The following is a 25292-nucleotide window of genomic DNA, read 5'->3' on the forward strand; positions in this document are numbered from 1 at the left end:
CTGCCCCGCTTGCGCGGGGCGGGCATTCGTTTACGCTCCGATGCGTCCCCTCCCCCAAGACCCGAAGACTGACCTGCAAAGGCGCCGCGCATGCTGACTTTCACCATCCGACGACTTGTTCTGTCGATTCCGACGCTTTTGTTCATCAGCCTAGTGATCTTCCTGCTGCTGCAACTCGCCCCCGGCGATCCCATGGCGCAGGTCCCGCTGACCGTCCCGCCGGAAGTGAAACAGAAAATGCGCGAGGCACTGGGCCTCGGGCAGCCGATCTACGTGCAATACTGGAAATGGTTGGTCCAGTTCTTCTGGATCGAGCCGCAGGTCTTCATCGACTGGCTGACCAACAGCAGCGCGTGGTTTTCATGGCTGCCCGATACCGCCCTGGCCGAGGGCAAGCAGCGCGTGATCTCATGGCAGACGCGCTCCCCCGTGATGGACATCGTGATGCAGCGGATGCCGCAGACGCTCTGGGTTGTCGGTCTGGCCTATATCGTGGGCATCCTGATCGCCATTCCCATCGGGATCTATTCGGCCTACCGGCATTATTCGATCTTCGATCAGGCGGGTACTTTCGTCACCATGGTGGGCTTTTCGATCCCGCCCTTCTTCACCGGCCCGCTGCTGATCGTGATCTTTTCGGTCTATCTGGGCTGGCTGCCGTCGATCTATGACACCACGCATGTCGTCCGCGACTGGGCCAGCTTCAAGGTGCAGTTCCAGCAGATGATTATGCCCGTGATGGTGCTGGCACTGCAGACCACCGCGCAGATCAGCCGCTACATGCGCGGCGCCATGCTGGACAACCTCAATCAGGATTACGTGCGCACGGCCCGCGCCAAGGGGCTGAAGGAAAGCGTCGTGGTCATGGTGCACGTGCTGCGCAACTCGATGATCCCCGTCGTCACCGTCATCGCACTGGGAATGCCCGCCATCTTCGGCGGGGCCATCATCACCGAGAACGTCTTCAAGGTGAACGGCATCGGACAGCTGCTGCTGACGGCGCTCTTTGCCAATGATATCCCGATGGTGATGACGCTGACCTTCATCTTCGCGATCCTGATCGTGCTCTTCAACCTCATCGCCGATGTGCTCTACGGCCTGCTCGACCCGAGGATCCGCTATGACTGAACAGGCCGTCCCCGCCAGCCCCATAGAGGCCGATATCGAAACCTTCGGCGCGCTTCAGGACAAGGAGCCGCCCAAGCCGCCGCGCAGCCAATGGCGCGATGTCTGGGACCAGTTCCGCCAGCACAAGGGCGCGCTCTTCGGCGGCTTTTTCCTGCTGTTCATCACGCTGGGGGTCATTTTCGGCCCCCTGCTCTGGGACGTGGACCCCAAGAAGCTGGACATCCGCAATAAGGACTGGCGCCCCATCTACACGTTGCTTTGGGACTCTTCCGCGAAGGCCGGTTGGCTGCACCCCATGGGGACGGACAACCTTGGCCGGGACATCATGGCCCAGTTGATCTATGGCGGGCGGGTGTCCATGGCCGTGGGCTGGACGGCCATGGGGCTGGCGCTGATCATCGGCACCGCCATCGGTGTGGTGTCTGGATATTTCAAGAAGCTCGACTTCTGGCTGATGCGGTTCACCGACCTTGTCCTGTCGCTGCCGATCCTGCCACTGCTGCTGGTCGCGGTGACGCTGTTCCGCCAGCCGCTGCGCGCCAACTTTGGGCCGGAGGGGGGCATGTTCATCCTCATCGTCGGCGTCATCGGACTGACATCGTGGATGCAGACCGCGCGGATCGTGCGCGGCGATATCCTGGCCCTGAAGGAGCGGGAGTTCATTTTGGCAGCGCGCAGTATCGGAACGCGGCCCGGTAAGATCATCCGCCGTCACCTTCTGCCCAACGTAATCTCGCCTATCATGGTGTCCGCCACGCTGGGTCTCGCCACTGCGATCATCACGGAAAGCGCGCTCAGCTTTCTTGGCGTGGGCTTTCCGTCCGATTTCCCGACTTGGGGCAAGCTGTTGTCGGACGCGGTGCCGCGGATGCAGGAATTCCCCGAGCGCGTGCTGCTGCCGGGCATCGCCATCTCGCTCACCGTGCTGAGCGTCAATTACCTGGGCGACGGTCTGCGGGACGCACTCGACCCGCGCATCCGGGGGCGTTGAGGCGAAAAGAACAGTGTTCCGAAAGCAGTGGCAGCGGGTGGACCTTACCCCTACCGTGTCATAGCTTCCGGAACATTATCGCGCCGCCAAGGCTGTTAGGCGGAACCCTGTCCGGGCACCCGGGGTTGTAGATCCATCATAATGTCTTGATGCACAATTTCTGGCGCTGCAGATCATGGGCATCCTCTGGTCCGACCCGAAAGCCGCATCATGTACGAATCCCTCGGTATCGAATTTCTGGACGCGCGTCAGGCGTCTGTCGTCCTTGCCCTGATACTGGGCCTGACCTTCGGCTTTCTGGGGCAGCGCACCCGTTTCTGTTTCCGCCGCGCGCTCGTGGGGGAGGACCGGCGCCAGGCCGCGGCGATCTGGGTAACCGCGCTGGCGGTTGCGATCCTCGGCACGCAGGCCACCGTCGCGGCGGGATGGATCTCTTTCGACGATCACCGCTTCATGGTTTCCCAGATGCCCGCGATGGCCATCATCGCGGGCGGTCTGGCCTTCGGAGCCGGAATGATCCTGACCCGGGGCTGCATTTCGCGGCTCACGGTGCTGACCGGCACCGGCAACCTGCGGGCGCTTATGGTCATCCTCATCTTCGCCGTTGTGGCCCACGCCACGCTCAAGGGCGTGCTGGCGCCGATGCGCGTTGCGCTGGGGTCCGTCACGGTGGACATGGGTGCCGCCACCAGCATCGGCAACCTGCCCGGCGGCGCGCTGGTCTGGGCAGCGGTCATGGCCGCGCCCTTGCTGGCCTATGCTGCGTTCTCTGGCACCCCTGCGCGCCATTTGATCATGGCGGGAGGCATCGGCCTTCTGGTCCCGATTGCATGGGTCGGCACGGGCTATCTGCTCTATGATGATTTCGACCCGATCGTGATGGAAAGCCTTTCCACCACCTCCGCCTCTTCCGAAGCGCTGTTCTTCGCCATTGCCAGCAGTTCGATCCCGGCGGGCTTCGGCACCGGCTTCATGGGGGGCATCGTGCTTGGCGCTCTCGTGGGTACGCTCATCTTCGGCGGCTTCACCTGGCAGACCTTCACCTCCCCCGGGCAGACGGGCCGCTACATGGCGGGCGGCGTGTTGATGGGGGCCGGGGGCGTTCTGGCGGGCGGCTGCACGCTGGGCGCGGGGCTTTCGGGCGTGCCGACGCTGTCGGTCGCGGCGCTTCTGGCCATCACCTCCATCGGAGTGGGCGGGGTGCTGACGCAGGCGCTGCTCAGCCGAGCCGGCTCCGCAGGCGCCGCAGCATCAGCCAGACCAGCCCCACGACAGGCAGCGTGATCACCGCCGTCAGGACCCCCTTCGCCAGACCGAGCGTGTCCGCCAACGGATAGAGCAGATATGTCGCGAGCGAGACCGCGTAATAGCTGATCGCCACGACGGAGAGGCCCTCGACCGTATGTTGCAGCCGCAGTTGCAGGTCGGAGCGCCGGTCCATGCTGGCGAGGATCTGCTGGTTCTGCGCTGAACGTTCCACGTCCACCCGCGTCCGCAAGAGCTCGCTCGCACGGATTGCCCGCGCCGCCATGGAGCCCAGCCGCCGCTCCGTCGATTTGACGGTGCGCATGGCCGGCTCATACCGGCGCATCATGAATTCGCCAAAGCCCTGCCGACCCATGAAACGCGCCTCCCTCAAAGCACCGATGCGCTGGTAGACGATCGCCTCATAGGCATCGGTCGCGCCAAAACGGAATGCCAGCCGCGCCTGCAACGTCTCCAGCGCGACGGAGACATCGAGCAGCGCGTGCAACGTATCTTCCGCCCCCTGCGCAGGCCCCTGCATCCCCGTCATCAACTCGGTCAGCCGCTTGTCCAACTGGTTGATCTGCGGCATCGCGGCGCGCAGTTCGACAAAACCAAGCATGGACATCGCCTTGTAGGTCTCGATCTCGCACAGCCGCTGCACGATCCTGCCGATGCGCCGTTCGCCGGTCTCCGGGCTGGCAAAGACGGCCATCCGCAGATGGCCCGCCGGATCGATACGGAAATCGCTGGCGATGACGGCAGCATCGTCCAGCACCCGCGCCACCGCGAGGCTTTCACCGACGAACCAGTCTGACAGGGCGTCATGGACCTGTTCGGCCGGCCCCGGATGCGGCACCACCCGGATGAGCGCTGAGGTAATCCGCTCCCCCGGCGTCTCCGCCAGCCAGTCGGAGGGAAAGACATCGAACTCTGCCGGGGCGAAGGGCCTGTCGCCCTGCGCGTCGGAGAAGATCGTGTAGGTCACGATCTCGGTATGCTGTTCCCATTTGATCTGATAACGACCGAGCGGACCGTGATAATGGGTCGCGTCTGGGTCCGGGCGCGGCGCGCCGTAGTGATCGAGCAGCCGCCGCAGATGCGCAAGGTCGGCGGCCCGGTCCCGGTCCGATGCGTCGCCCGCCGGGCGCAACACCAGAAAGACAGCCGTTCCCCGCGTCGAAAGGCGCGGAAAGGGCCGCGCGTGCAGCTCCCCGGTGAGCGCATATCTGGCGGGATGATCTTCGAGAGTGGCCATGGGTCGATCCTTGCAGCCGGAATAAGGCGGCACAATAACCCGGAACCGGGCGACTGGAAACGGTCTTTTCGCGCATCTTCAACACCTTACGGTACACGCTTGCATACCGCCGGTCCGGCCCTAGCTATGGGCCTAGCCTGCAACCAAGGGACTTGCATGAACCGTCGCGCACAATCCGAAGACGAACCGGCCCCGGGCGCCACCCGCGATCTGACGCGCGGGCCAATCTGGCGCGCGCTGCTCGCGATGTCAGCCCCGATGAGCGTGGGCATTTTCGGGGTGCTGAGCGTCGGTCTCGCCGATGCCTATTTCCTTGGCCAGCTGGGCGGCGCGCAACTGGCGACCGTGGGCTTCGTCTACCCGGTCACCACGGCGATCACCTCGCTTTCCATCGGGCTGAGCGCCGGGGCGAATGCCGCGCTCAGCCAGGGCGTGGGCCGGGGCGACCGGGCGGATGATACCCGGCGGCTCGGCTTTCATGCCATCGGCCTTGGCCTTGTGCTGTCGTCCGTCGCGGCCCTGCTGCTCTGGCTCATCTATCCCTATCTGTTCTCCGCGCTGGGGGCGAAGGGCGCCGTCGCGGAGCATATCGCCGCCTATATGCCTGTCTGGGCGCTGAGCTTTCCTTTCCTCGTGGTGATGATGGTCACCAACGCTGTTTTCCGGTCGCACGGCGACGGGATGACCGCCGCGCTTGTGATGGTGCTGGCAGCGCTGGTCAACGTCGGCCTCGATCCGCTGCTGATTTTCGGCATGTGGGGCCTGCCGGAACTGGGGGTGAAGGGCGCCGCCATCGCGACATGGGCGGGCCGTGTGGCGGCCATGGCCATAGCGCTCTTTATCGCGTGGCGCCGCGGCCTGCTGGGCTGGACGGGCGGGATGCTGGACGGGGCGCTGACATCGGCGCGCCGCGTTCTGAAGGTCGGGCTGCCGGCCGCGTTTTCCAATGCGATCAATCCCGCGGGTATGGCTCTGGTGACGGCGGCGGTCGCGACCGTGGGCGAAACCGCCGTGGCGGGCTTCGGCGCGGCGACGCGGGTGCAGTCCATGGCGCTCGTTCCGCTGCTGGCGCTGTCAGCGGGCATCGGGCCGGTGGTGGGTCAGAACTGGGGCGCCGAACGGCAGGATCGTGCGCGGGGGGCCGTCCATGCGGGTTTCTGGTTCTGCATCGGGTACGGTGCCCTGCTGGCCGCCCTGCTCATGGTTTTTGCGGTTCCGATTGCCAGTCTCTTCGCCTCTGCCGAGGAAGACGCGGCCTATGCGGCGATGTACCTGCGTTTCGTCGGCGCATCGCTTTTCGGCTATGGCATCATTGTCGCCGCCAATGCCGCGATGAACGCCCGGGACAAGCCCATTCATTCCATGACGCTGAGCCTTGTGCGCATTCTGCTGATCTATCTGCCCCTTGCGTGGCTCGGAGCCTTGACCTTCGGCTTCGGGGGCATCGTGGCCGCCGCCGTCATGGCCAATGTGATGGCAGCCTGGGGCGGTCTGATCGCGACCCGCGCCACCGGCCTGCTCGGGCTGGAAACGCCGCTGATCGACGTGCCCGTCAGCCTGCTGCCCGGGCAGCGGAGCAAAAGCCCCGCCCCTGCCGCCGACGCGGGCTGACGAGGGCGATATCTGGCGCCAAGCGCGGCCCGCTCTCAAGGGGGCCGGCCGCCACCCCGCCCGCCGCAAAGAAAAAAGGCGGCACCTGGGGCGCCGCCTTTGATCATCTCACATCAGCCCGATCAGTCGATCAGCGGGATCAGCTTGTCGAGGCTTTGCTTCGCATCGCCATAGAACATCCGCGTGTTGTCCTTGAAGAACAGCGGGTTCTCGATACCGGAATAGCCAGTGCCCTGCCCGCGCTTGGAAACGAAGACCTGCTTGGACTTCCAGACTTCCAGCACCGGCATGCCCGCGATGGGGCTGTTGGGATCGTCCTGCGCCGCCGGATTCACGATGTCGTTGGAGCCGATGACGATGACAACATCCGTATCCGGGAAGTCGTCGTTGATCTCGTCCATCTCCATCACGATGTCATAGGGCACCTTCGCCTCGGCCAAGAGCACGTTCATATGCCCCGGCAGACGCCCCGCGACGGGGTGAATGGCAAAGCGGACGTTCTTGCCCTTGGCCCGCAGCTTCTTGACGAGATCGCTGACAGCACCCTGCGCCTGCGCCACGGCCATGCCGTAACCCGGTACAATGATGACGCTGTCGGCCTCGTTCAGCGCGGTGGCGACGCCGTCGGCCTCGATCGCGACCTGTTCGCCCTCGACCTGCATCTGTTCACCCGCCGGGCCGCCGAAGCCGCCGAGGATGACGCTGATGAAGGACCGGTTCATCGCCTTGCACATGATGTAGGACAGGATCGCACCGGAAGAGCCGACCAGCGCACCCACGACGATCAGCAGGTCATTGCCGAGGCTGAAGCCGATGGCCGCCGCCGCCCAGCCGGAATAGCTGTTCAGCATGGAAACCACGACGGGCATGTCCGCCCCGCCGATCCCCATGATCAGGTGATAGCCGATGAAGAGCGCCGCCAGCGTGAGCAGCAGCAGCGGCAGGAACCCACCGGAGGCGAGATACCAGATCAGGCAGATGGCGGAAATGGCCGCCGCCGCGATGTTGAGCCAGTGGCCGCCCGGCAGCTTTTCGGCCGTGGATTTCACCCGGCCCGCAAGTTTGCCGTAGGCGATGATGGAGCCGGTGAAGGTGACCGCACCGATCCAGACGCCCAACACCAGTTCGACGCGCAGGATGTTGATCTCCACCGCGGTCTTCTTGGCCACGATGGCCGCGAAACCGCGGAACTCCGCCGCGACGTCCTTGGCCGGGCCGATCAGGGAGCCGTAGGTTTCCTGCGGGAAGGGCAGACCTGCGGTGGCAAAGGCTTCCGCCACGCGGCCGATCTCGATATGGGCGTTGATGCCCACGAAAACCGCCGCCAGCCCCACAAGGCTGTGCATCGCCGCGACAAGCTCGGGCATCTGGGTCATCTGAACGCGCTGCGCCAGTTGCATCCCGATCACCGCACCGGCGGCGATGAGGATCAGCGACAGCAGCCAAAGCCCCGCCCCCGGGCCGATCAGGGTGGCGATGACTGCCAACGCCATGCCGACGATCCCGTACCAGACCGCGCGTTTCGCGCTTTCCTGTCCCGACAATCCGCCCAGCGAAAAGATGAAGAGGACGGCAGCAACCACGTAGGCTGCGGTAGTAAATCCGAATTCCATTGTCTTTCCCTCGCCTTAAGATTTCTGGAACATGGCGAGCATGCGCCGTGTCACCATGAAGCCACCGAAAATGTTGATCCCGGCCATGAAGACCGAAGCGGCGGCAAGTATCATCACCAACCACGAGCCAGAGCCGATCTGCATCAGCGCGCCGAGGATGATGATGGAGGAAATGGCGTTCGTGACGGCCATCAGCGGAGTGTGCAGGCTGTGCGCCACGCCCCAGATCACCTGGAAGCCCACGAAGACCGACAGCACGAAGACGATGAAGTGCTGGATGAAGCTGGCGGGCGCCACGAGCCCCACGGCCAGCAACAGCGCACCGCCCACGGCCAGCAGTGTGACCTGGTTCTTCGTCTGCTGCTTGAAGGCCGCCAGTTCCTTGGCCGCCTTCTCCTCGGCGGTCAATTCCTTGGCCGGCTCCTTCTTCGGTGCTGCCGCGATGGCGGCGACCTTGGGCGGCGGTGGCGGGAAGGTGACTTCCTTGGCGTGGGCGATGGTTGCCCCGCGGATCACGTCATCTTCCATGTCGTGATCGATCTCGCCGTCCTTTTCGGGCGTGAGGTCGGTCATCATGTGACGGATGTTGGTGGCATAGAGCGTGGAGGCCTGCGCCGCCATCCGGCTGGGGAAGTCGGTATAGCCGATGATGGTCACGCCGTTGTCGGTGACGATCTTCTCGTCCGCCTTGGTCAGCTTGCAGTTGCCGCCCTTCTCCGCCGCAAGGTCGACGATGACCGATCCGGGTTTCATGGCCTTGACCATGTCCTCCGTCCAGAGTTCCGGCGCCTCGCGGTTGGGGATCAGCGCCGTCGTGATGACGATGTCCATATCGGGCGCCAGTTCGCGGAACTTGGCAAGCTGCGCTTCGCGGAATTCAGGCGAGGAGACGGAGGCATAGCCGCCGGAGGCGGAGCCGTCCTGCTGCTCTTCCTCGAAGTCCAGATAGACGAATTCGGCGCCCATGGATTCGACCTGCTCGGCCACTTCGGGGCGCACGTCGAAGGCATAGGTGATCGCACCCAGCGAGGTCGATGTGCCGATGGCCGCGAGACCGGCCACACCCGCACCCACGACCAGCACCTTGGCGGGCGGCACCTTGCCCGCGGCGGTGATCTGCCCGGTAAAGAAACGCCCGAAGTTGTTGCCCGCCTCGATGACCGCGCGGTAGCCCGCGATATTGGCCATGGAGGACAGCGCATCCATCTTCTGCGCGCGGGAAATGCGCGGCACCATGTCCATGGCGATGACGGTGGCGCCCCGCTCGGCGGCAGCCTCCATCAGATCCTTGTTGCCCGCGGGATTGAAGAAGGAAATCAGCGTCTGCCCCTCGCGCAGCATCTGCACCTCCGCCTCGGAGGGGGGGCGTACCTTGGCAACCACATCGGCGGCCTCATAAAGCGCCTTGGCATCCTTCACGACCTCGACCCCGGCGGATTTGTAGGCCGCGTCGTCGAACCCCGCGCCTTCGCCGGCTCCCGACTGGATCAGGCAGTCATGGCCAAGCTTCTGAAGCTGCGCGGCGCTGTCGGGCGTCATGGCTACCCGGCGTTCGCCCTCGAATATCTCTTTTGGCGTTCCGATCTTCAAATCAGGATCTCCCCATCGTGGTCGCTACGCCCCGATTGACGCAACAATGTTGCCCGGTTCGATAGTACGCGCGCAGCAATAGTACAAGCGACACCAAGCGCCAACGCCCCGTCATTTGCCTGTTTCTAGCGCTAACGGACAGGATTTGTGCACCTGACGCCCCCCAACCGATGCCGCAACGCGGCACGAGGAACGCCGCGTCACCCCGCGGGGATCGCGGGCGAAGGTCGTTGCGCCCGCCGATGGCACGCGCCAGCATGCCGCCAAACCAAGGGAGAGATTTATGGACCTCGAAGGAAAACACGCATTCATCACCGGCGGCGGTACGGGTATCGGCCTCGATATCGCGCGCGCGCTGGCCCGGAACGGCGCGCGCGTCACCATCACCGGGCGGCGGCAATCCGTGCTGGATGAGGTCGCCACCGATGGCATCACCGGCGTCGCCATGGACGTGCGCAACGAAGAGGATGTCGTTTCCGTCATCGCCAAGGCGACGGAGGAACGGGGCCCCGTGCAGATCTGCATCCCCAACGCCGGGATCGCCGAGGGCCGGTCGGTGCTGAAGACCGATATGAAATTCTGGCGCGACATGATGGCCACCAACCTCGACGGTGCCTTCATGACCATCCGCGAATCGCTGAAATCCATGCGGGGCACGGATTGGGGGCGCGTGATCGCCGTGTCGTCCATGGCCGGTCTGCGCGGCCTGCCGGGGGCGGCGGCCTACTCCGCTTCCAAACACGGGATGATCGGGCTGATACGATCCCTGTCGGAGGATTACATGGGCAAACCCTATACGTTCAACGCGCTCTGCCCCGGCTATGTCGATACGGAGATCGTGACCCGCAATACCGCGACCATCGCCGAACGCGCCGGGCTCAGCAGCGAACAGGCGCGGGACGTCATGGTGAAAGCGAACCGCCACAAACGGCTGGTGACCCCGGCTGAAGTGACCGAAGCCGCGCTCTGGCTCATGGGCCCCAACTCCGGCAGCATCAACGGCCAGTGCATCGAAATCGCGGGCGGTCAGATGTAGCGCGGCTATGCGAATGGGCACCGCGCCCATCCGCAGGAGATAACGACTCGTTTACCAAAAACAGGCAGGGTCGGTGCATGATACCGCTGACCCTCCTCCCCCGCCGCACCGCGCGCGCCCTCGATACCGGCCAAGGTACCGATCCGGGCGAGCTCTTTCCTCAACAGGCCGATGATTTGCGCGGCCGTGCCCTCGCCTCGCTGACCCCGGTATCGCGTGGAACGGATGATTTCGTCTGGTTCACCCGGCGCAAGATCGGCGCCGCCCGGGGTGATCTGCCCCCGCCCTGACTGTGCCTGCCCCGGAGGCGGCTCAGACAGCCTTGAGCTTGGGGCGCGTTTCCCGCGCGGCCCACTCGCGCGCGGCCTCGCCGAAGGCACGGAACAACGGGCGCGACACAGGATCGTTCGCCGCGTCCCATTCGGGATGCCACTGGACCGAAAGGGTGAAACCGGGGGCGCCCTTTACATAGATCGCCTCGGGCGTGCCGTCCTCCGCCACACCGTCGACGACGATCCGCTCCCCCGGTCGCTTGATCCCCTGCCCGTGCAGGGTGTTCGTGCGCACCTTGGCGGACCCCAGCACGCCGTGGAACACGCCCCCTTCGGTAAAGGTGATGTCGTGGCGCAGTTCGAACTTCTCATGCAGGGTGCCGTCGGGGGGCATACGGTGGTTCATCCGTCCCGGCAGATCGCGAATTTCAGGGTAGAGCGTACCGCCCATGGCGACGTTCACCTCCTGAAACCCCCGGCAGATGCCGAAAAAGGGCTGGCCGCGTTCGACGCAGGCCCGGATCAGCGGCAGGGTGATGGCATCGCGCGCCCGGTCAAAGGCGCCATGGGCCTCGGTCTCTTCCTCGCCGTATTCTTCCGGATGCACATTGGGCCGCCCGCCGGTGAAGAGGAAACCGTCGCAGACCTCCATCAGCTCCGACACCCGCAGAAGCCGGGGGTCGGCGGGAACGATCAGCGGCACGCAGTCGGAGACGAAGGCCACCGCATCCGAATTCATCTGCCCCCCGGCATGCACCGGGTACTGATCGTTCATGAGGTAGGAATTGCCGATGATGCCGACAACGGGTCGCGCCATGTCTGTGCCTCTGCTGCTACGCACTCAGCATAGCCGCAAGCCTCGGCGGCCTTCAACCCGCCTCAGATCTCGCCTTCCAGCCCCGCCGCGCTGATCCCGGCCATGGCCGCCTCGGCATCATTGTCCGACGTATCGCCGGTGACCCCGACGGCACCCAGTACCGCGCCCTTGCGATCGCGCAGCAGCACCCCGCCCGGCACCGGCACGACCTGGCCGCCGAAGACGCCGTTGACCGCCGCCATGAAATAGGCCTGATCCTCCGCCCGCTTCATCTGCGCGGTACCGGCCATGCCAAGCATCACGGCACCGTAGGCTTTGCCCTGCGCGATGGCGAAACGCCCCGGCGCTGCGCCGTCTTCCCGCTCGAAGGCCTGAACATGGCCGCCGGCGTCCAGTACGATGACCGAAAGCGGCTTCAGTTCCATTTCACGCCCCTTTTCAAGGGTCTTGCGCACAATTGTCCGTGCCTTGCGCAGCGATATCGTCATATTCGTGGGTCCTTCCAAATGGGGTCAAATCCTGGGGGGTCCGGGGGGCCAGCCCCCCCGGTCCGCGACGTGCCTACTGCTGTGCCGCTTTCCATTCCAGACGGCGCGCGTGCAGCACCGGCTCGGTATAGCCCGAAGGCTGCTCGCGACCCTTCAGCACAAGGTCGCGCGCGGCGGAAAAGGCGATACCGTCGAAATCGGGGCCCATCGGGGTATAGCCCGGATCGCCTTCGTTCTGCCGGTCGACGACCTGCGCCATCTTGCGCAGCCCTTCCATCACGCGATCTTCGTCGATGATGCCGTGGTGTAGCCAGTTCGCCAGCGCCTGGGCCGAGATCCGGCAGGTGGCGCGGTCCTCCATCAGACCCACGTCGTCGATGTTGGGCACCTTGGAACAACCCACTCCCTGATCGACCCAGCGCACGACATAGCCAAGGATGCCCTGCGCGTTGTTCTCGATCTCGCGGGTGATCTCCTCGTCCGACAGGTTGCGCCCTTCCAGCACCGGGATCGTCAGCAGCGCATCGAGCGAAGCGCGCGGGCCCGCGGCGGCCAGTTCATCCTGCCGCGCCAGCACATCGACCTTGTGGTAATGCATGGCGTGCAGGGTCGCCGCCGTCGGCGAGGGAACCCAGGCGCAGGTCGCACCTGATTGCGGATGGCCGATCTTTGCCTCCAGCATCTCGCCCATGCGGTCGGGCATGGCCCACATGCCCTTGCCGATCTGCGCGCGGCCCTTCAGCCCGCAGGCCAGACCGATATCGACGTTACGATCCTCATAGGCTTCAATCCACGTGGCGTTCTTCATGTCGCCCTTGGGCACCATGGGACCGGCTTCCATGCTGGTGTGGATCTCGTCGCCGGTCCGGTCCAGAAAGCCGGTGTTGATGAAGGCCACACGGTGCTTGGCCGCGCGGATGCATTCCTTGAGGTTCGCGCTGGTCCGGCGCTCTTCGTCCATGATGCCGAGCTTCACGGTATGCCGCGGCAGGCCGAGGGCATCCTCCACCCGGTCGAAAATCTCGTCCGAAAAGGCGACTTCGGCGGGCCCGTGCATCTTCGGCTTCACCACATAGACCGATCCGGTGACGGAATTGCCCCCGTCCCGCTTCAGGTCGTGCATGGCGATGAGCGTCGTCATCATGGCGTCCATCAGCCCTTCGCCGACCTCGTTGCCGTCGCGGTCGAGGATGGCGGGATTGGTCATCAGGTGGCCCACGTTACGCACCAGCATAAGCGAGCGGCCCTTGAGCGTGATCTCGCCCCCGTCAGGCGCGGTAAAGGTCCGGTCGGCGTTCAGAACGCGTTCGACACTCGCGCCACCCTTTTCGAAGCGTTCCGCCAGATCGCCCTTCATCAGGCCGAGCCAGTTGCCATATGCCAGCACCTTGTCTTCGGCATCGACGGCGGCAACGCTGTCTTCGCAGTCCATGATGGTGGAAACGGCGGATTCCAGTTCGATGTCAGAGACATGCGCCGCGTCGGCGCGGCCGATTTCATGTTCGGGATCGATGCGCAGGATGATGTGCAGCCCGTTGTGGCGGAACAGCAGCGCGGTCGGGCTGTCGGGCGCGCCCTGATAGCCGACGAAAAGCTCCGGTTCCGCCAGCCCCAGTCCGTGCATGACATGGGGCGCTTCGCCGGCGGAGGGAACGGCGCTCTGAGTAGTCTGGGTACCGCGGAAATCCTCGTCATTCAGCAACATGCCCTGCAGCGCGCCATCTTCGACGCGGTAGCCCACCAATTGCGCGTGACTGCCCGAGACGAGCGGCACTGTCTCGTCCAGAAACGCCTTGGCGCGGGCCACGACTTGCTGGCCGCGCTCGGGGTCATATCCGCCGCCTCGCGGGCCTTCGCCCAGCGCATCGGTGCCGTAGAATGCATCGTAAAGGCTGCCCCAGCGGGCGTTCGCGGCGTTCAGCGCGAAGCGGGCATTGGTGATCGGCACCACGAGCTGCGGCCCCGGGACCTTCGCGATCTCGGGATCGACGTTTTGCGTCTCCACGGTGAAATCGTCGCCTTCGGGCACGAGGTAGCCGATTTCGCGCAGAAAGGACTGATAGGCCTCGCTGTCATGCTCCTGCCCGGCGCGTTCCTTGTGCCAGGCATCAATGCGGGACTGCATCTCGGCCCGGGTATCCAGCAATTCGCGATTGCGCGGCCCCAGATCGTGCAGAATGTCGGAGAACCCTTTCCAGAATGCATCGGCTTCGATCCCGGTTCCCGGAAGCGCCCTGTCCTCGACAAAATCCGCCAGCTGACGGTCCACCTGCAATCCGTGCTTGTTCACCCTGTCGGTCATGCGCCTTCTCCCTCTTCGATCTCGGTCCGCGGGCCTGGCCCGCTCATGCTGATTTCCCCCGGGGATAACTTCACCCCCGGATGCGGTAAAGTCTTTTTACCAGTTTGCGGTGCTTTCGGAGGAATTCGCCGCTGCCCTTCCGGCCTTCGCCGCGCGCCGGCATCGGTGGGAGCAATAGCGGACCTCGTCCCAGTCATCTGACCATTTGCGGCGCCAGACCATTTCCCGCCCGCAGGCGGCACAGTCCTTCCTGGGCAGATCGGCTTTGCGAACCATCTTGGCCATGATGACGCCTCCTCATCGGGTTATCGGACCCCCGCACATGAAAAGAACGGCCCCCGTTTTCGGGTGACCGCCCTTTTTCTCGACACTTTCCCGCCGGTGCAGTGCCGATGCATCGCAAGGATGCCTAGTTCGATTCGTTCGTACCCGGCACGACCGGGTCCACCGCGGGCACCGAAGCCTCCGGCTCGGTCGCCTGATCGGTATTGGTCACGTCATCCGCAGTGGGATCGCCCCCGTTGATGATGACGTAGAAGATCAAGAGAACGATCATCAGACCGCCGAAAATCATTGCTCCGCGAATGCCAAGCAGGGCCGGCTTGTGCCGCTTTTCCTGCTTTTCGGTATTTGTGTCGGGTGCAGACATGTAGCGTCTCCTTAATATTCCGGGGGCCCGTCTTGCGGCCCCCTCGTTGGCTACATAACGTATGCGGAGCCTGTTTGTTCCCTCCCCCGCACGAGGATTCCCGATGCGCGATGCCGCCCCCCAGACCATTCACCTTTCGGATTATGCCCCCTTCGGGTATCTGGTCGACAGTGTCGAACTCGACTTTGCGCTCGATCCTCACAAGACCCGGGTCAAGAGCCGGATCGCTTTCCGGCCCAATCCGGCGGCGCAGGACCGCAGGTTTTTCCTGCATGGCGAAGGGCTCACCCTGATCGCGGCGCGCATCGACGGCAAGGAAGTGACCCCCAGCGTGACGGAGCAGGGGCTGACCTGCCAAGTGCCGGATGCGCCCTTCCTCTGGGAAGCGGAAGTGGAGATTGATCCGGCAGGCAACACCGCGCTCGAAGGGCTCTACATGTCGAACGGCATGTATTGCACCCAATGCGAGGCGGAAGGTTTCCGCAAGATCACCTACTACCCCGACCGCCCGGATGTTATGGCCGTCTTCACCGTTAAGATCGACGGCCCCCACCCCGTGCTGCTGAGCAACGGCAATCCGGTGGCCCAATCGCATCATCATGCCGAGTGGCACGATCCCTGGCCCAAGCCCGCCTATCTTTTCGCGCTGGTCGCGGGGGATCTGGTCGCCCATGCGGATCAGTTCACCACCGCCTCGGGCAAACAGGTCGCGCTGAACCTCTATGTCCGCCCCGGGGATGAGGGAAAATGCGCTTTCGGAATGGAGGCGCTGAAGGCGTCGATGCGCTGGGACGAAGAGGTTTACGGCCGTGAATACGATCTCGATCTCTTCAACATCGTGGCGGTCGACGATTTCAACATGGGCGCGATGGAGAACAAGGGGCTGAACATCTTCAACTCCTCCGCCGTGCTGGCCAGCCCCGAAACCTCGACCGACATGAACTTCGAGCGGATCGAAGCCATCATCGCACATGAATATTTCCACAACTGGACCGGCAACCGCATCACTTGCCGCGACTGGTTCCAGCTGTGCCTCAAGGAAGGTCTGACCGTCTTCCGCGACAGCCAGTTCACGTCCGACCTGCGCTCCGCCGCCGTGAAGCGTATCCGCGACGTGATTGATCTGCGCGGGCGCCAGTTCGCCGAGGATCAGGGCCCCCTCGCCCATCCCGTCCGGCCAGAGAGCTTTCAGGAGATCAACAACTTCTATACCGCCACGGTCTACGAAAAGGGCGCCGAGGTGATCGGCATGCTCAAGCGGCTGGTGGGGGATAAGGCCTATTACAAGGCGGTCGGTCTTTATTTCGACCGGCACGACGGGCAGGCCTGCACGATCGAAGACTGGCTGACGGTGTTCGGGGATGCGACCGGGCGCGACCTTTCGCAGTTCAAGCGCTGGTACTCCCAGGCCGGCACGCCCCGACTTTCGGTAGAGGAAAGCTGGGAGGGCGGCGTTTTCACCCTGACCTTCGCGCAAAAGACCCCACCGTCGGAGGCAACGCCGAGCCCGGAGCCCCTTGTGCTGCCCATCGCCGTGGGCCTGCTGTCGCCCACGGGGGAAGAGGTTGTGCCGACGCGTCTGCTGGAGATGACGGAAGCGGAACAAGCCTTTACCTTCGAAGGGCTGGATGAGCGGCCCACAGCCTCCATCCTGCGGGGATTTTCCGCCCCCGTGGTGCTGAACCACGATCTGTCGGACGAGGAGCGCGCGCTGCTCTTGGCGCATGATACCGATCCCTTCAACCGGTGGGAAGCGGGCCGGACCCTCGCCCGGCGGACGCTGACGCGCATGATCAACGAGGCGGCGGCACCCGACGCGGCCTATCTGGACGGTATCCACGCGGTGGTGATAAAGGGTGGCTTTGACGCGGCCTATCGCGCGCTGATGCTGGAACTGCCTGCCGCCTCTGAAATGGCGGCGGCCTTGGCCGAGGCGGGCGATACCCCCAACCCGGCTGCCATCTATGCCGCGAGCGAGGCGCTGCGCGGCGCGCTTTCCGACCGTTTCGCGGATGAGGCGCGCGCAATCTACGACGCGAACCAGATCACCGCGCCCTATCGCCCGGATGCCGAACAATCGGGCATGCGCAGCCTTGGCAACGCGATGCTGTCCCTGATCGCCCGGCAGGATGACGGGGCGCTCGCGCAGGAGCAGTTCCGCAGCGCTGACAACATGACGCAGCAACTGGCGGCGCTCGCCATCCTGCTGCGGCGGGACCACGGCGCAGAGGCGCTCGAAGCGTTCGAAAACCAGTGGCGGGACGACCGGCTGGTCATGGACAAGTGGTTCGGCCTGCAGGTGATCGAAGCGCATCCCGACGATGCCGCACAGGTCGCCGAGGCGCTGACCCGCCACCCGGCTTTCGCGTGGAAGAACCCGAACCGCTTCCGTGCCGTCATGGGAAGCCTTGCTGCAAATCACGCGGGCTTTCACCATGCCAGCGGCGCGGGCTACCGGCTGCTGGCGGACTGGCTGATCAAGCTCGATCCCGTAAACCCGCAGACGACCGCGCGGATGTGCGCCGCCTTCCAGACATGGCGCCGCTATGACGCCGACCGGCGCAACATGATCCGTGCTGAAGTCGCCCGCATCCTTGCCACGCCCGACCTCAGCCGCGACACGACGGAGATGCTGACCCGGATCCGGGGTGGCTGAAGCCCCGCTGCTGACCTATCGGCGGCAGGCGCGCAACCGCGCGACGGCACTGGCGGTCGCGGGGGTCTGGGCGGCGATGGGTTTCGCATGGGTCTTCTGGGACGCATCCTCGCTGGTGCTGGCGCTGCCCGCCCTCTTCACGCTACCGGCCTTGTGGGATCTGTGGCGGAATACGCAGAGCAGCCTCACCCTCACCCGCGAGGCGCTATCCTGGCGCACGGAGACGCGGGAGGTGGAGGTTCCGCTGCGGGACATCGATCGGATGCGGATGGACACGAGGCTTGACCTCAGCGTGCGGATGACGGTGCGGCTGAAGAACGGTTTGCGGCTACGTATTCCGCCGCAATGCACGCCCCCGCACCGAAAGTTCGAAGACGCGCTTACCGACGCCGGGATCACCACGGAGCGGCATCATTTCTCGCTGATGCAATAGGCCCGCCCTCAGGGCCGGGCGCGGGGCCGCGTCGCATTGAGCGGCATGCAGTAACTTTGGCGTTTCAGCCAGTTCGCCATGTCGACCCGTTTGCGGGCATTGCGCATGGGGCCCCAGTCCGCCGCGACGCCGCGCCCGCCCCGACCATAGATCACGCCGTCGCGCGGTACCGTCACGGCAAGGATCCGGACCGCACAGCTCAGATTTGCCGCGCCGTTTTTCAGGGCATCGCCGGTGCCTACGTTGCATTTGTAGCCCCGCGCGGTGGCGGGCAGTATCTGCAGCAGCCCGTACCAGCGCCCCCCGCCCCCGACAGCGGCCGCCTTGTAAGTGCTTTCATGCTTGGCCAGCGCCGACATGAAACCGACCCAGAAGGCACGGCGGTTGCCGTGGGATTGCATCGGATAGGCCGGGCACCAGAACTCGACATCCGCCGGCACCATGTCCACCAGCGGGCGGCCATGATTCTTGAGCGCGGCCAGCGCCGCCCGGGTCCAGAGCGCATGGCCGCGTTTGTGCTGCCAGCGGGTTCGCGGGATGTGACCGGGCCGCGCAGGGGGGCGCAGCGCGCTGATCGCGATGGGCGCCGCCGTGGCGAGTTGCGGTTTTTCCGCCTCTCCCGGAAAGGCCGGTCGGGGTTCCAGCGCCACGGGCGCCGGTCCCACAACGGGCGGCGTATCGATCGCCCGCTCAAGGTTCCTGTCGGGGCGAAGCTGCGGTCGCAGCACGCCCTTGGCCTCCGCCAGCACCTGAACCGGCAACAGCGCCAGCATCCCTGCGATGAATAGGTTTTTCATCGGGGCAATATGCGGCCCGGCCCGCGATGAATGCAAGCTCATGGAATCTCGCGCATCCGCCGGGCGGCGGAAATGCGCGCGTCTGCCCGCGAGGGGAACGCCCCTGTGAAACCGCGATTACGTCCTGCGGGCGCCATGTTCGCGCCCCAAACCGAACCTAGCCTGTTGCAAAGGCCGCCCAAAGGCCAGCAGTTGAAGTACAGGTACGTGTCCGATGTTCCCAAGCCGCCAGATCGCCGATCGTCTGCACCAGTGTTTCGCCGCGTTCAGAGCGCCGCGGGGCGCCCGACCTGTGCGCGCGGTGGAGCAAGAGGTGCATCCCGTCCTCGCGCAGCAGGCGGTGGCAGCGGTACGCGCCGGCGGGGGCAGCATTCTGCAGATCGCCTGCCCCGATCCGACGGCGGAGGACGAAGCCCGTGATCATCATCAGGCCGTGGCGCTGCGCCTCGTGCGGCAGGAACGCTGGGCCGAGCTCTCCCGGACTATCCGTGCAGCCGACGCCAAGCGCAGCCTGACGCCGGGAGCCATGTCCATCGCCGAACTCATGGCCTATGGCGCGCGCGCGGATGTGGTGCTTGCCGCCGAACATGCGTTGATCGACGGTCGGCCTGACCGCAACGCGCCCCTTCTGGCCGGGATCGAGGATCTCGAACTTGTGCTCGAAGACAGCCCCGAGGATTACGTCGTCGCCGCCATCGTGGCCCAGGCCCATATGGATCTTGGCTGGGCATGGCGCGGCACCGGCTGGGACGTGGAGGTCCCCGCCCGCAACCGTGCCGCCTTTGCCGCCCATTTCGAACGGGCCGAGGAAATCCTCGCCCCCTTCGCGGACGAAGCCGCGACCTCCCCCCTGCTGGCCGCGACGCAATGCGCCCTCTTGGGCGGCAGCGCTACGGACGGGCGCGCCGTGGCCGACCGCTACGAACGGCTCATCGACCTCAACCCCGAAAACCCGCGCCCCATGCGCGCCATGGGCAACCACCTGCTGCCACGCTGGTACGGCAGCTATGCAGAGCTGGAGCTGGAAGCCCGCCGCACCGCATCACGTACGCAGGCGGTCTGGGGTGCCGGGGGCTATACATGGGTGCAGTTCGACGCCATCTCCTGCGATGACGAAGCCTGCGCGCGGCTCGATCTGCCGTTCTTTGTCGAAGGGTTGCACGACATCCTGAACCGCCGCCCCGATCCCTATACCACCAACCTGCTGGCCGCCTATTGCGCCAACAGCATCGGTCAGGCCTTTTCCGGCAACGATCATGCAGACCATGTACGCGCCCAGATCGCCGATTGCGCGGGCTGGATCGTGCGCGAGCATCTGACGGAACTGCATCCGATGATCTGGGCCCACGCCGCGCGCGGATTCGACAACAACCTGCGGGTCCAGTGCCCGACGCGCTTTGCCGCCTCGGGCCGGGATGACGCCATGCGCATCATCACCTCGCTCTTCCAGGGCGAAATCGCGGCGGGCAAACGCGTCGTCTTCACCGAAACCGGGCCGGAAACCCGCGCCGCCTGATCGGGCCACGCCGCCGCCCCTTGCAGCACTCGGCCCCCTGTCCTATGACCTCCAGCGATCCCTGACGCACGAGGTTCCCATGCTCGACCTGACATATGACACGCCCAAGGCGCGCACCATCGCGGGTGCCAAGCACGACTGGGAACTGGTCATCGGCATGGAGGTCCATGCCCAGATATCTTCGCAGGCAAAGCTCTTTTCCGGTGCTTCCACGAAATTCGGCGCAGAGCCCAATTCCAATGTGGCCTTCGTGGATGCCGCGATGCCGGGGATGCTGCCGGTGATCAACGAATTCTGTGTCGAACAGGCGGTGCGCACCGGGCTGGGTCTCAAGGCCAAGATCAACCTGAAGTCCGCCTTCGACCGGAAGAACTACTTCTATCCCGACCTGCCGCAGGGCTACCAGATTAGCCAGCTTTACGAACCCATCGTGGGCGAAGGCGAAGTGCTGGTCGAAATGGGCGACGGCACGGCACGTCTGGTGCGGGTGGAACGCATCCACATCGAACAGGACGCCGGTAAATCCATCCACGACATGGACCCCAACATGTCATTCGTGGATCTCAACCGAACCGGCGTGGCGCTGATGGAAATCGTCAGCCGCCCGGACATTCGCGGCCCCGAAGAAGCCGCCGCCTATCTGGGCAAGCTGCGCCAGATCCTGCGTTATCTGGGCACCTGTAACGGCGACATGCAGTCAGGCGCCATGCGGGCCGATGTGAACGTGTCGATCTGCCGCCCGGGCGCCTATGAGAAATATCAGGAAACGCAGGACTTTTCGCATCTCGGCACACGGTGCGAGATCAAGAACATGAACTCCATGCGGTTCATACAGCAAGCCATCGAAGTCGAGGCGAAGCGCCAGATCGCCATCGTCGAGGCAGGCGGCGAAGTGGTGCAGGAAACGCGGCTCTTCGATCCGGACAAGCAGGAAACCCGTTCCATGCGGTCGAAGGAAGAGGCGCATGACTACCGCTACTTCCCCGACCCCGACCTGTTGCCGTTAGAGATCGAACAGGGATGGGTGGATGACATCGCCGCCAACCTGCCCGAATTGCCCGACGCGAAAAAGGCGCGCTTCATCGCCGATTTCGGCCTGTCGGACTATGACGCATCCGTGCTGACGGCCGAAGTTGCTTCGGCAGACTATTTTAAGAATGTGCTGTCGGCGATTGACCAATCCGGTGAGGTATTGGTCAAGACAGCAGAACGAATGGATACTGACAATCCCCTTCCGAAATTACCAATGGTCGAAGCGAAATACGCCGCCAATTGGGTCATTAATGATCTATTTGGACGGCTCAAAAAGGAAGATCATGACATCAGCGAGAGCCCCGTCAGCCCCGAACAATTAGCTGGAATTCTTCTGTTAATCGCCAAGGGCGACATTTCCGGCAAGATCGGCAAGGACCTGTTCGAAATCGTCTATACCGAAGGCGGCGACCCGGCGCAGATCGTCGAGGATCGGGGCATGAAGCAGGTGACGGACACGGGCGCCATCGAACAGGCCGTGGATGACATCATCGCCGCCAACCCTGCGCAGGTCGAAAAGGCCAAGCAGAACCCCAAGCTGGCGGGCTGGTTCGTGGGGCAGGTCATGAAGGCGACCGGTGGCAAAGCGAACCCCAAGGCGGTCAATGAAATCGTGGCGGCCAAGCTGAACGGATGAAGCGGCGGCGCGACAGGCTGTCCATCCATAACGAACGGGTGAAGCTCTTTGCCGGGTTCTTCAACACGCTGGGCCTCGGCTTTCTGGGGGTGGCCTTGCTGCGCCCGCTGGTCGAAGGCAGGGTGGTGAGCGATCCGTTCCTCGTGGTCTGGATCGCGACGGGGCTGGCACTTCACGGCGCGGCGCACTATATTCTGAGGTATCTGGAAAGGGAGGTCGGCGATGACGGCCTATGAAATTTTCGTACCCCTCTTCGCTCTCGGCCTCGCCGGGGTGGGGGTTCTGCTGGCCCGCCATTCGGCGCACCGGCTTGAACGCGATGCCGCTGACGGATCGCGCAGCGAATGAAGGCTGATTTGCGGGCAGGTCACCGGATCGCGGAACGCGCCTCCTGATGTCAGCGCCTTTCCGTTCGTCAATGATGCGGGTGCGCCCAGAGTGGATCGATTTCAACGGTCATCTCAACATGGCGTATTACAACGTCCTGTTCGATACTTCCGTCGATCAGGCCTATGAGCTTCTGGGCTTCGGACCGGACTATCAAAAGACCGGCTGCACCACATATGTCGCCGAATTTCATGTCTGCTACGTCCGGGAACTTCATGAAAACGATGAAGTTTTCGTCACGCTCCAAATCCTCGACCATGACGCGAAGCGGTTCCACACCTATCAGGAGCTTTACCACGCCGATGGCTGGCTTGCCGCAACCGCCGAAGGGCTGACGCTGCATGTGGACCAGTCCGGCCCCCGCGTCGCCGAGATGCCCCCGCATATCCGGGCCAACCTTGGCCGGATGGCAGAGGATCACGCAAAGCTGCCACGCCCCGAAAGGGCCGGGCGCAGCATCGGGATCCGCCGTCGCAAGGCGGGCTGAAGCGCCCGACCAGCATCAGGCCCAAGCCGCACAATCGGGCGCGAATTTTACGTTTCGGTACCGTTCCGGCAGTTCCAATCATCGCATCACTCGCCTATAAAAGCGGGCGTCTGTTGCTGAGGTTACCCCATGCCCCGTTACGAATACAAAGTTGTTCCTGCCCCGAACAAGGGCGTCAAGGCCAAGGGAGTAAAGGGGGCGGAAGCGCGATTTTCCCATGCCTTGCAAGAGCTTATGAACAGCCTTTCATGTTACGGCTGGGAATATCAGCGCGCCGAGACCTTGCCCAGCATCGAACGCAGCGGCATCGCTTCGTCCACCACCGAATGGCGCAACGTGCTGATCTTCCGTCGCCTGCGCGAGAATGACGCCGATGCTTTCGCCCCCGAGCTGCTGCCCTCCCCCCGGGCGATGCCCGCCGACATGATGGAAGACCCGCCTGCGGAACCACGGGCCGAAAAGACCGATGGGGCGGCCGCCTCCACTGACGCCGAAAAGCCTGGCGGCGACGCCAAAAAGGCAGATGGCGCCGATGGCCACGATCACTCCGCCCCACTCGACGGTCACGACAAACCCGCGGCGGAAGATGAGGATCCCGATACCGTTACCGCGCGGTTCAAAGGGGTCGCCGCCTCCCTGAAACCCGACCCCGAGGGCAATTCGAAAAAATCGGATTGAGCCTGCTCAGTCGCCGAGATCCAGCGCCAGTGCATGGATGCGCCCCATGAGGTCGCGACCCAGCGCATCATGCACGGCCCGGTGACGGGCGATCCGGCTCATCCCCTTGAAGCGCGCCGACCGGATGCGCACGTTGAAATGGCTCTCCCCGCCCTCGCGATAACCGCCGTGTCCCCGGTGGCTTTCGCTATCGTCCACCACCTGCAATTCGCGCGGTTCGAACGCTTGCTCCAACCGGTCCGTGATCTCTGCTGTTACTGACATTTTTTTGCCGCCGCCCCTTCAATCTCTGTCCCATCCGTCTAAACTCACCCGCCTGAGTCGGAAAGGTACCCTGTATGCCCAAAGCTGATCCCTTCGGATTCGACATGTCCGTGTCGTCGTCGAAAAAGAAAAACCCCCGTGGCCGTCGCGGCATGTCGGGCGCTTCGGAGACGTCCACGCGGGTCTGCGATCACCCCGATTGTCAGGAACCGGGAAAGTACCGCGCGCCCAAAGCACCCGATGTGCTGGATGATTATTATTGGTTCTGTCAGCAGCACGTACGGGAATACAATCTGAAGTGGAACTTCTTCGACGGCACGACCGAAGCGGAATTGAATGCCCAGATGTCCAAGGACAAGGTCTGGGAACGCTCGACCAAGCCGCTGGGCGATCCGGAGGCGCGGGCCTGGGCGCGGCTCGGCATCGAGGATCCGCATCAGGTGCTGGGCAAGAACGCGACGCAGAACCCCGGGCGCGGGCAGCAGGCGGGCCGCCGCCTGCCCCCCACCGAACGGCGCGCGCTGGAAATTCTTGAAGCGAAGGACAGCTGGACCAAGCCCGAGGTGCGCAAAGCCTACAAGGCGCTGATCAAGATCCTTCACCCCGACATGAACGGCGGCGACCGCAGCCAGGAAGAGCAGCTGCAGCAGGTGGTCTGGGCATGGGATCAGATCAAGGGCAGCCGCAACTTCAAGGACTGACTGATTCAAGGACTGACTGGCGAAGGAGCCGAGATGGCGTATCCCTATGACCTCGGCCTCCACAGCCGCCCCGTTTCGGGTGCCTCCGCCGGGGCGCAGGTCTGGTTCGATCGCGGGCTGAACTGGACCTACGGTTACAACCACGAAGAGGCCATCGTCTGCTATCGCCGTGCGCTGGATGAAGCGCCGGACTGCACGATGGCGCATTGGGGCATCGCCTATGCGGCGGGGCCCAACTACAACATGCCGTGGTCGCTTTTCGATGCACGGACAAAGGCCAAGGCGCTGTCGCTCGCATGGGACGCCACGCAGGCCGCGCTTGCCGGTCTGGACAATGTCAGCCCCGTCGAAGCGGCGCTGATCCGCGCCCTGCCCGCGCGCTATCCCCAAGCCACCCCGATCGAGGATCAATCCGGCTGGGACCGGGACTTCGCCGATGCGATGCGGCAGGTTCACGCGGCATTTCCCGATGACGCGGAGGTCGCCACGATCTTCGCCGAGGCGCTGATGAACCTCAGCCCGTGGAAGATGTGGGACATCGACGCGGGCGGTGTGCCCCGGCAGGCGGAAACGCTCGAATGTCAGCGGGTGCTGGAACGGCATCTGGCCCGCCCCGGGGGCATGTCCCACCCCGGGTTGCTGCATCTCTATATCCACCTGATGGAAATGTCGCCCGAGCCGGAAAAGGCCCTGAAGGCAGCGGA

At 64.3% G+C, this 25292-nt stretch carries 25 protein-coding genes and 1 pseudogene; 16 read left to right on the forward strand and 10 right to left on the reverse strand.

The window, feature by feature from the left end; translation table 11 throughout:
* Positions 1–90: 90 nt before the first annotated feature.
* The 3 genes from A3728_RS05205 (at position 91) to A3728_RS05215 (ending at position 3403) form a co-directional block, all read left to right on the forward strand.
* On the forward strand, positions 91–1128 hold the full coding sequence (locus A3728_RS05205; RefSeq protein WP_067920884.1) for an ABC transporter permease: 1038 nt from the start codon (positions 91–93) through the stop codon (positions 1126–1128).
* Complete coding sequence (locus A3728_RS05210; protein WP_067920885.1) at positions 1121–2119, forward strand: ABC transporter permease; 999 nt, start codon at positions 1121–1123, stop codon at positions 2117–2119. The genes A3728_RS05205 and A3728_RS05210 overlap by 8 nt, the downstream gene beginning before the upstream one ends.
* Before the next feature lie 210 nt (positions 2120–2329).
* Positions 2330–3403, forward strand: a complete 1074-nt coding sequence (locus A3728_RS05215) for a YeeE/YedE family protein (RefSeq protein WP_067920887.1) — start codon at positions 2330–2332, stop codon at positions 3401–3403.
* On the opposite strand, the gene A3728_RS05220 is transcribed toward A3728_RS05215, so the two are convergent.
* Positions 3339–4622 carry a DUF3422 family protein gene (locus tag A3728_RS05220; protein ID WP_067920889.1) on the reverse strand — a complete coding sequence of 428 codons (1284 nt, stop codon included), beginning with the start codon at positions 4620–4622 and terminating at the stop codon, positions 3339–3341. The genes A3728_RS05215 and A3728_RS05220 overlap by 65 nt on opposite strands.
* Positions 4623–4778: 156 nt before the next feature.
* Between A3728_RS05220 and A3728_RS05225 the strand changes: the two genes are divergently transcribed.
* Complete coding sequence (locus A3728_RS05225) at positions 4779–6233, forward strand: MATE family efflux transporter (protein WP_236628176.1); 1455 nt, start codon at positions 4779–4781, stop codon at positions 6231–6233.
* Between the two features lie 122 nt (positions 6234–6355).
* Here A3728_RS05225 and A3728_RS05230 read toward each other — a convergent pair whose 3' ends face one another.
* Entirely contained in the window at positions 6356–7846 is a 1491-nt protein-coding gene (locus A3728_RS05230; protein ID WP_067920891.1) for an NAD(P)(+) transhydrogenase (Re/Si-specific) subunit beta, read from the reverse strand.
* A 15-nt stretch (positions 7847–7861) separates the two neighbouring features.
* Positions 7862–9436 carry a Re/Si-specific NAD(P)(+) transhydrogenase subunit alpha gene (locus tag A3728_RS05235; protein ID WP_067920893.1) on the reverse strand — a complete coding sequence of 525 codons (1575 nt, stop codon included), beginning with the start codon at positions 9434–9436 and terminating at the stop codon, positions 7862–7864.
* 283 nt (positions 9437–9719) lie between these two features.
* Between A3728_RS05235 and A3728_RS05240 the strand changes: the two genes are divergently transcribed.
* Both A3728_RS05240 and A3728_RS05245 read left to right on the forward strand, forming a co-directional pair.
* Complete coding sequence (locus A3728_RS05240) at positions 9720–10472, forward strand: SDR family NAD(P)-dependent oxidoreductase (protein WP_067920895.1); 753 nt, start codon at positions 9720–9722, stop codon at positions 10470–10472.
* Positions 10473–10549: 77 nt separating this feature from the next.
* Positions 10550–10762, forward strand: a complete 213-nt coding sequence (locus A3728_RS05245; protein ID WP_067920897.1) for a hypothetical protein — start codon at positions 10550–10552, stop codon at positions 10760–10762.
* 22 nt (positions 10763–10784) lie between these two features.
* Here the strand turns inward: A3728_RS05245 and A3728_RS05250 are convergent, their stop codons facing one another.
* From A3728_RS05250 to A3728_RS05270, 5 genes are all read right to left on the reverse strand, one after another.
* On the reverse strand, positions 10785–11561 hold the full coding sequence (locus A3728_RS05250; protein ID WP_067920899.1) for a gamma-glutamyl-gamma-aminobutyrate hydrolase family protein: 777 nt from the start codon (positions 11559–11561) through the stop codon (positions 10785–10787).
* Positions 11562–11623: 62 nt separating this feature from the next.
* Positions 11624–12049, reverse strand: a complete 426-nt coding sequence (locus A3728_RS05255; protein WP_067920901.1) for a GlcG/HbpS family heme-binding protein — start codon at positions 12047–12049, stop codon at positions 11624–11626.
* Between the two features lie 73 nt (positions 12050–12122).
* Positions 12123–14351: a malate synthase G gene (locus A3728_RS05260; RefSeq protein ID WP_067920903.1), complete on the reverse strand. Its 2229-nt coding sequence runs from the start codon at positions 14349–14351 to the stop codon at positions 12123–12125.
* A 96-nt stretch (positions 14352–14447) separates the two neighbouring features.
* Positions 14448–14636 (reverse strand): DUF2256 domain-containing protein, encoded by a 189-nt coding sequence (locus tag A3728_RS05265; RefSeq protein ID WP_201722248.1) that lies wholly within the window; start codon positions 14634–14636, stop codon positions 14448–14450.
* 124 nt (positions 14637–14760) lie between these two features.
* The gene (locus A3728_RS05270) at positions 14761–15000 is read right to left on the reverse strand and encodes a hypothetical protein (RefSeq protein WP_067920906.1); all 240 of its coding nucleotides are present in this window, start codon (positions 14998–15000) and stop codon (positions 14761–14763) included.
* A 103-nt stretch (positions 15001–15103) separates the two neighbouring features.
* Here A3728_RS05270 and pepN point away from each other — a divergent pair, with 103 nt between their 5' ends.
* Together pepN and A3728_RS05280 are read left to right on the forward strand one after the other, a co-directional pair.
* Positions 15104–17656: an aminopeptidase N gene (gene pepN, locus A3728_RS05275; RefSeq protein ID WP_067920908.1), complete on the forward strand. Its 2553-nt coding sequence runs from the start codon at positions 15104–15106 to the stop codon at positions 17654–17656.
* Positions 17649–18089, forward strand: coding sequence for a hypothetical protein (locus A3728_RS05280; protein ID WP_067920910.1), 441 nt, complete (start codon positions 17649–17651; stop codon positions 18087–18089). The genes pepN and A3728_RS05280 overlap by 8 nt, the downstream gene beginning before the upstream one ends.
* Positions 18090–18097: 8 nt before the next feature.
* On the opposite strand, the gene A3728_RS05285 is transcribed toward A3728_RS05280, so the two are convergent.
* Positions 18098–18886, reverse strand: a complete 789-nt coding sequence (locus tag A3728_RS05285) for a transglycosylase SLT domain-containing protein (RefSeq protein WP_236628209.1) — start codon at positions 18884–18886, stop codon at positions 18098–18100.
* Positions 18887–19100: 214 nt separating this feature from the next.
* Between A3728_RS05285 and A3728_RS05290 the strand changes: the two genes are divergently transcribed.
* From A3728_RS05290 to A3728_RS23645, 6 genes are all read left to right on the forward strand, one after another.
* Positions 19101–20402 carry a hypothetical protein gene (locus A3728_RS05290; RefSeq protein ID WP_236628210.1) on the forward strand — a complete coding sequence of 434 codons (1302 nt, stop codon included), beginning with the start codon at positions 19101–19103 and terminating at the stop codon, positions 20400–20402.
* A gap of 79 nt (positions 20403–20481) precedes the next feature.
* Positions 20482–22071 carry an Asp-tRNA(Asn)/Glu-tRNA(Gln) amidotransferase subunit GatB gene (gatB, locus tag A3728_RS05295; protein WP_067920914.1) on the forward strand — a complete coding sequence of 530 codons (1590 nt, stop codon included), beginning with the start codon at positions 20482–20484 and terminating at the stop codon, positions 22069–22071.
* On the forward strand, positions 22068–22307 hold the full coding sequence (locus tag A3728_RS05300; RefSeq protein WP_067920916.1) for a hypothetical protein: 240 nt from the start codon (positions 22068–22070) through the stop codon (positions 22305–22307). Before gatB ends, A3728_RS05300 begins: the two co-directional genes overlap by 4 nt.
* Positions 22294–22419, forward strand: coding sequence for a hypothetical protein (locus A3728_RS23845; RefSeq protein WP_269084757.1), 126 nt, complete (start codon positions 22294–22296; stop codon positions 22417–22419). Before A3728_RS05300 ends, A3728_RS23845 begins: the two co-directional genes overlap by 14 nt.
* Before the next feature lie 46 nt (positions 22420–22465).
* Positions 22466–22945 (forward strand): thioesterase family protein, encoded by a 480-nt coding sequence (locus tag A3728_RS05305; RefSeq protein WP_067920918.1) that lies wholly within the window; start codon positions 22466–22468, stop codon positions 22943–22945.
* Positions 22946–23179: 234 nt separating this feature from the next.
* Positions 23180–23623 carry a DUF4177 domain-containing protein gene (locus A3728_RS23645; RefSeq protein ID WP_443069387.1) on the forward strand — a complete coding sequence of 148 codons (444 nt, stop codon included), beginning with the start codon at positions 23180–23182 and terminating at the stop codon, positions 23621–23623.
* Positions 23624–23629: 6 nt separating this feature from the next.
* On the opposite strand, the gene A3728_RS05315 is transcribed toward A3728_RS23645, so the two are convergent.
* Positions 23630–23887 carry a BolA family protein gene (locus A3728_RS05315; protein WP_067920920.1) on the reverse strand — a complete coding sequence of 86 codons (258 nt, stop codon included), beginning with the start codon at positions 23885–23887 and terminating at the stop codon, positions 23630–23632.
* A gap of 74 nt (positions 23888–23961) precedes the next feature.
* On the opposite strand from A3728_RS05315, the gene A3728_RS05320 reads away from it, so the two are divergent.
* Positions 23962–24588 carry a DnaJ domain-containing protein gene (locus tag A3728_RS05320; protein ID WP_067920923.1) on the forward strand — a complete coding sequence of 209 codons (627 nt, stop codon included), beginning with the start codon at positions 23962–23964 and terminating at the stop codon, positions 24586–24588.
* Positions 24589–24621: 33 nt separating this feature from the next.
* Positions 24622–25292 (forward strand): annotated as a pseudogene (locus A3728_RS05325) (hypothetical protein); the annotation flags it as partial.

The organism is Sulfitobacter sp. HI0040 (genome assembly GCF_001634885.1).
Classification (GTDB): domain Bacteria; phylum Pseudomonadota; class Alphaproteobacteria; order Rhodobacterales; family Rhodobacteraceae; genus Sulfitobacter.

What these genes read in the sequence shown, in the direction of transcription:
- A3728_RS05205 (WP_067920884.1), top strand. Translation starts at nt 91, where the DNA reads ATGCTGACTTTCACCATCCGACGACTTGTTCTGTCGATTCCGACGCTT.
- A3728_RS05210 (WP_067920885.1), top strand. Translation starts at nt 1,121, where the DNA reads ATGACTGAACAGGCCGTCCCCGCCAGCCCCATAGAGGCCGATATCGAA.
- A3728_RS05215 (WP_067920887.1), top strand. Translation starts at nt 2,330, where the DNA reads ATGTACGAATCCCTCGGTATCGAATTTCTGGACGCGCGTCAGGCGTCT.
- A3728_RS05220 (WP_067920889.1), bottom strand. Translation starts at nt 4,622, where the DNA reads ATGGCCACTCTCGAAGATCATCCCGCCAGATATGCGCTCACCGGGGAG.
- A3728_RS05225 (WP_236628176.1), top strand. Translation starts at nt 4,779, where the DNA reads ATGAACCGTCGCGCACAATCCGAAGACGAACCGGCCCCGGGCGCCACC.
- A3728_RS05230 (WP_067920891.1), bottom strand. Translation starts at nt 7,846, where the DNA reads ATGGAATTCGGATTTACTACCGCAGCCTACGTGGTTGCTGCCGTCCTC.
- A3728_RS05240 (WP_067920895.1), top strand. Translation starts at nt 9,720, where the DNA reads ATGGACCTCGAAGGAAAACACGCATTCATCACCGGCGGCGGTACGGGT.
- A3728_RS05245 (WP_067920897.1), top strand. Translation starts at nt 10,550, where the DNA reads ATGATACCGCTGACCCTCCTCCCCCGCCGCACCGCGCGCGCCCTCGAT.
- A3728_RS05250 (WP_067920899.1), bottom strand. Translation starts at nt 11,561, where the DNA reads ATGGCGCGACCCGTTGTCGGCATCATCGGCAATTCCTACCTCATGAAC.
- A3728_RS05255 (WP_067920901.1), bottom strand. Translation starts at nt 12,049, where the DNA reads ATGACGATATCGCTGCGCAAGGCACGGACAATTGTGCGCAAGACCCTT.
- A3728_RS05260 (WP_067920903.1), bottom strand. Translation starts at nt 14,351, where the DNA reads ATGACCGACAGGGTGAACAAGCACGGATTGCAGGTGGACCGTCAGCTG.
- A3728_RS05265 (WP_201722248.1), bottom strand. Translation starts at nt 14,636, where the DNA reads ATGGCCAAGATGGTTCGCAAAGCCGATCTGCCCAGGAAGGACTGTGCC.
- A3728_RS05270 (WP_067920906.1), bottom strand. Translation starts at nt 15,000, where the DNA reads ATGTCTGCACCCGACACAAATACCGAAAAGCAGGAAAAGCGGCACAAG.
- pepN (WP_067920908.1), top strand. Translation starts at nt 15,104, where the DNA reads ATGCGCGATGCCGCCCCCCAGACCATTCACCTTTCGGATTATGCCCCC.
- A3728_RS05285 (WP_236628209.1), bottom strand. Translation starts at nt 18,886, where the DNA reads ATGAAAAACCTATTCATCGCAGGGATGCTGGCGCTGTTGCCGGTTCAG.
- A3728_RS05290 (WP_236628210.1), top strand. Translation starts at nt 19,101, where the DNA reads ATGTTCCCAAGCCGCCAGATCGCCGATCGTCTGCACCAGTGTTTCGCC.
- gatB (WP_067920914.1), top strand. Translation starts at nt 20,482, where the DNA reads ATGCTCGACCTGACATATGACACGCCCAAGGCGCGCACCATCGCGGGT.
- A3728_RS05300 (WP_067920916.1), top strand. Translation starts at nt 22,068, where the DNA reads ATGAAGCGGCGGCGCGACAGGCTGTCCATCCATAACGAACGGGTGAAG.
- A3728_RS23845 (WP_269084757.1), top strand. Translation starts at nt 22,294, where the DNA reads ATGACGGCCTATGAAATTTTCGTACCCCTCTTCGCTCTCGGCCTCGCC.
- A3728_RS05305 (WP_067920918.1), top strand. Translation starts at nt 22,466, where the DNA reads ATGTCAGCGCCTTTCCGTTCGTCAATGATGCGGGTGCGCCCAGAGTGG.
- A3728_RS23645 (WP_443069387.1), top strand. Translation starts at nt 23,180, where the DNA reads ATGAACAGCCTTTCATGTTACGGCTGGGAATATCAGCGCGCCGAGACC.
- A3728_RS05315 (WP_067920920.1), bottom strand. Translation starts at nt 23,887, where the DNA reads ATGTCAGTAACAGCAGAGATCACGGACCGGTTGGAGCAAGCGTTCGAA.
- A3728_RS05320 (WP_067920923.1), top strand. Translation starts at nt 23,962, where the DNA reads ATGCCCAAAGCTGATCCCTTCGGATTCGACATGTCCGTGTCGTCGTCG.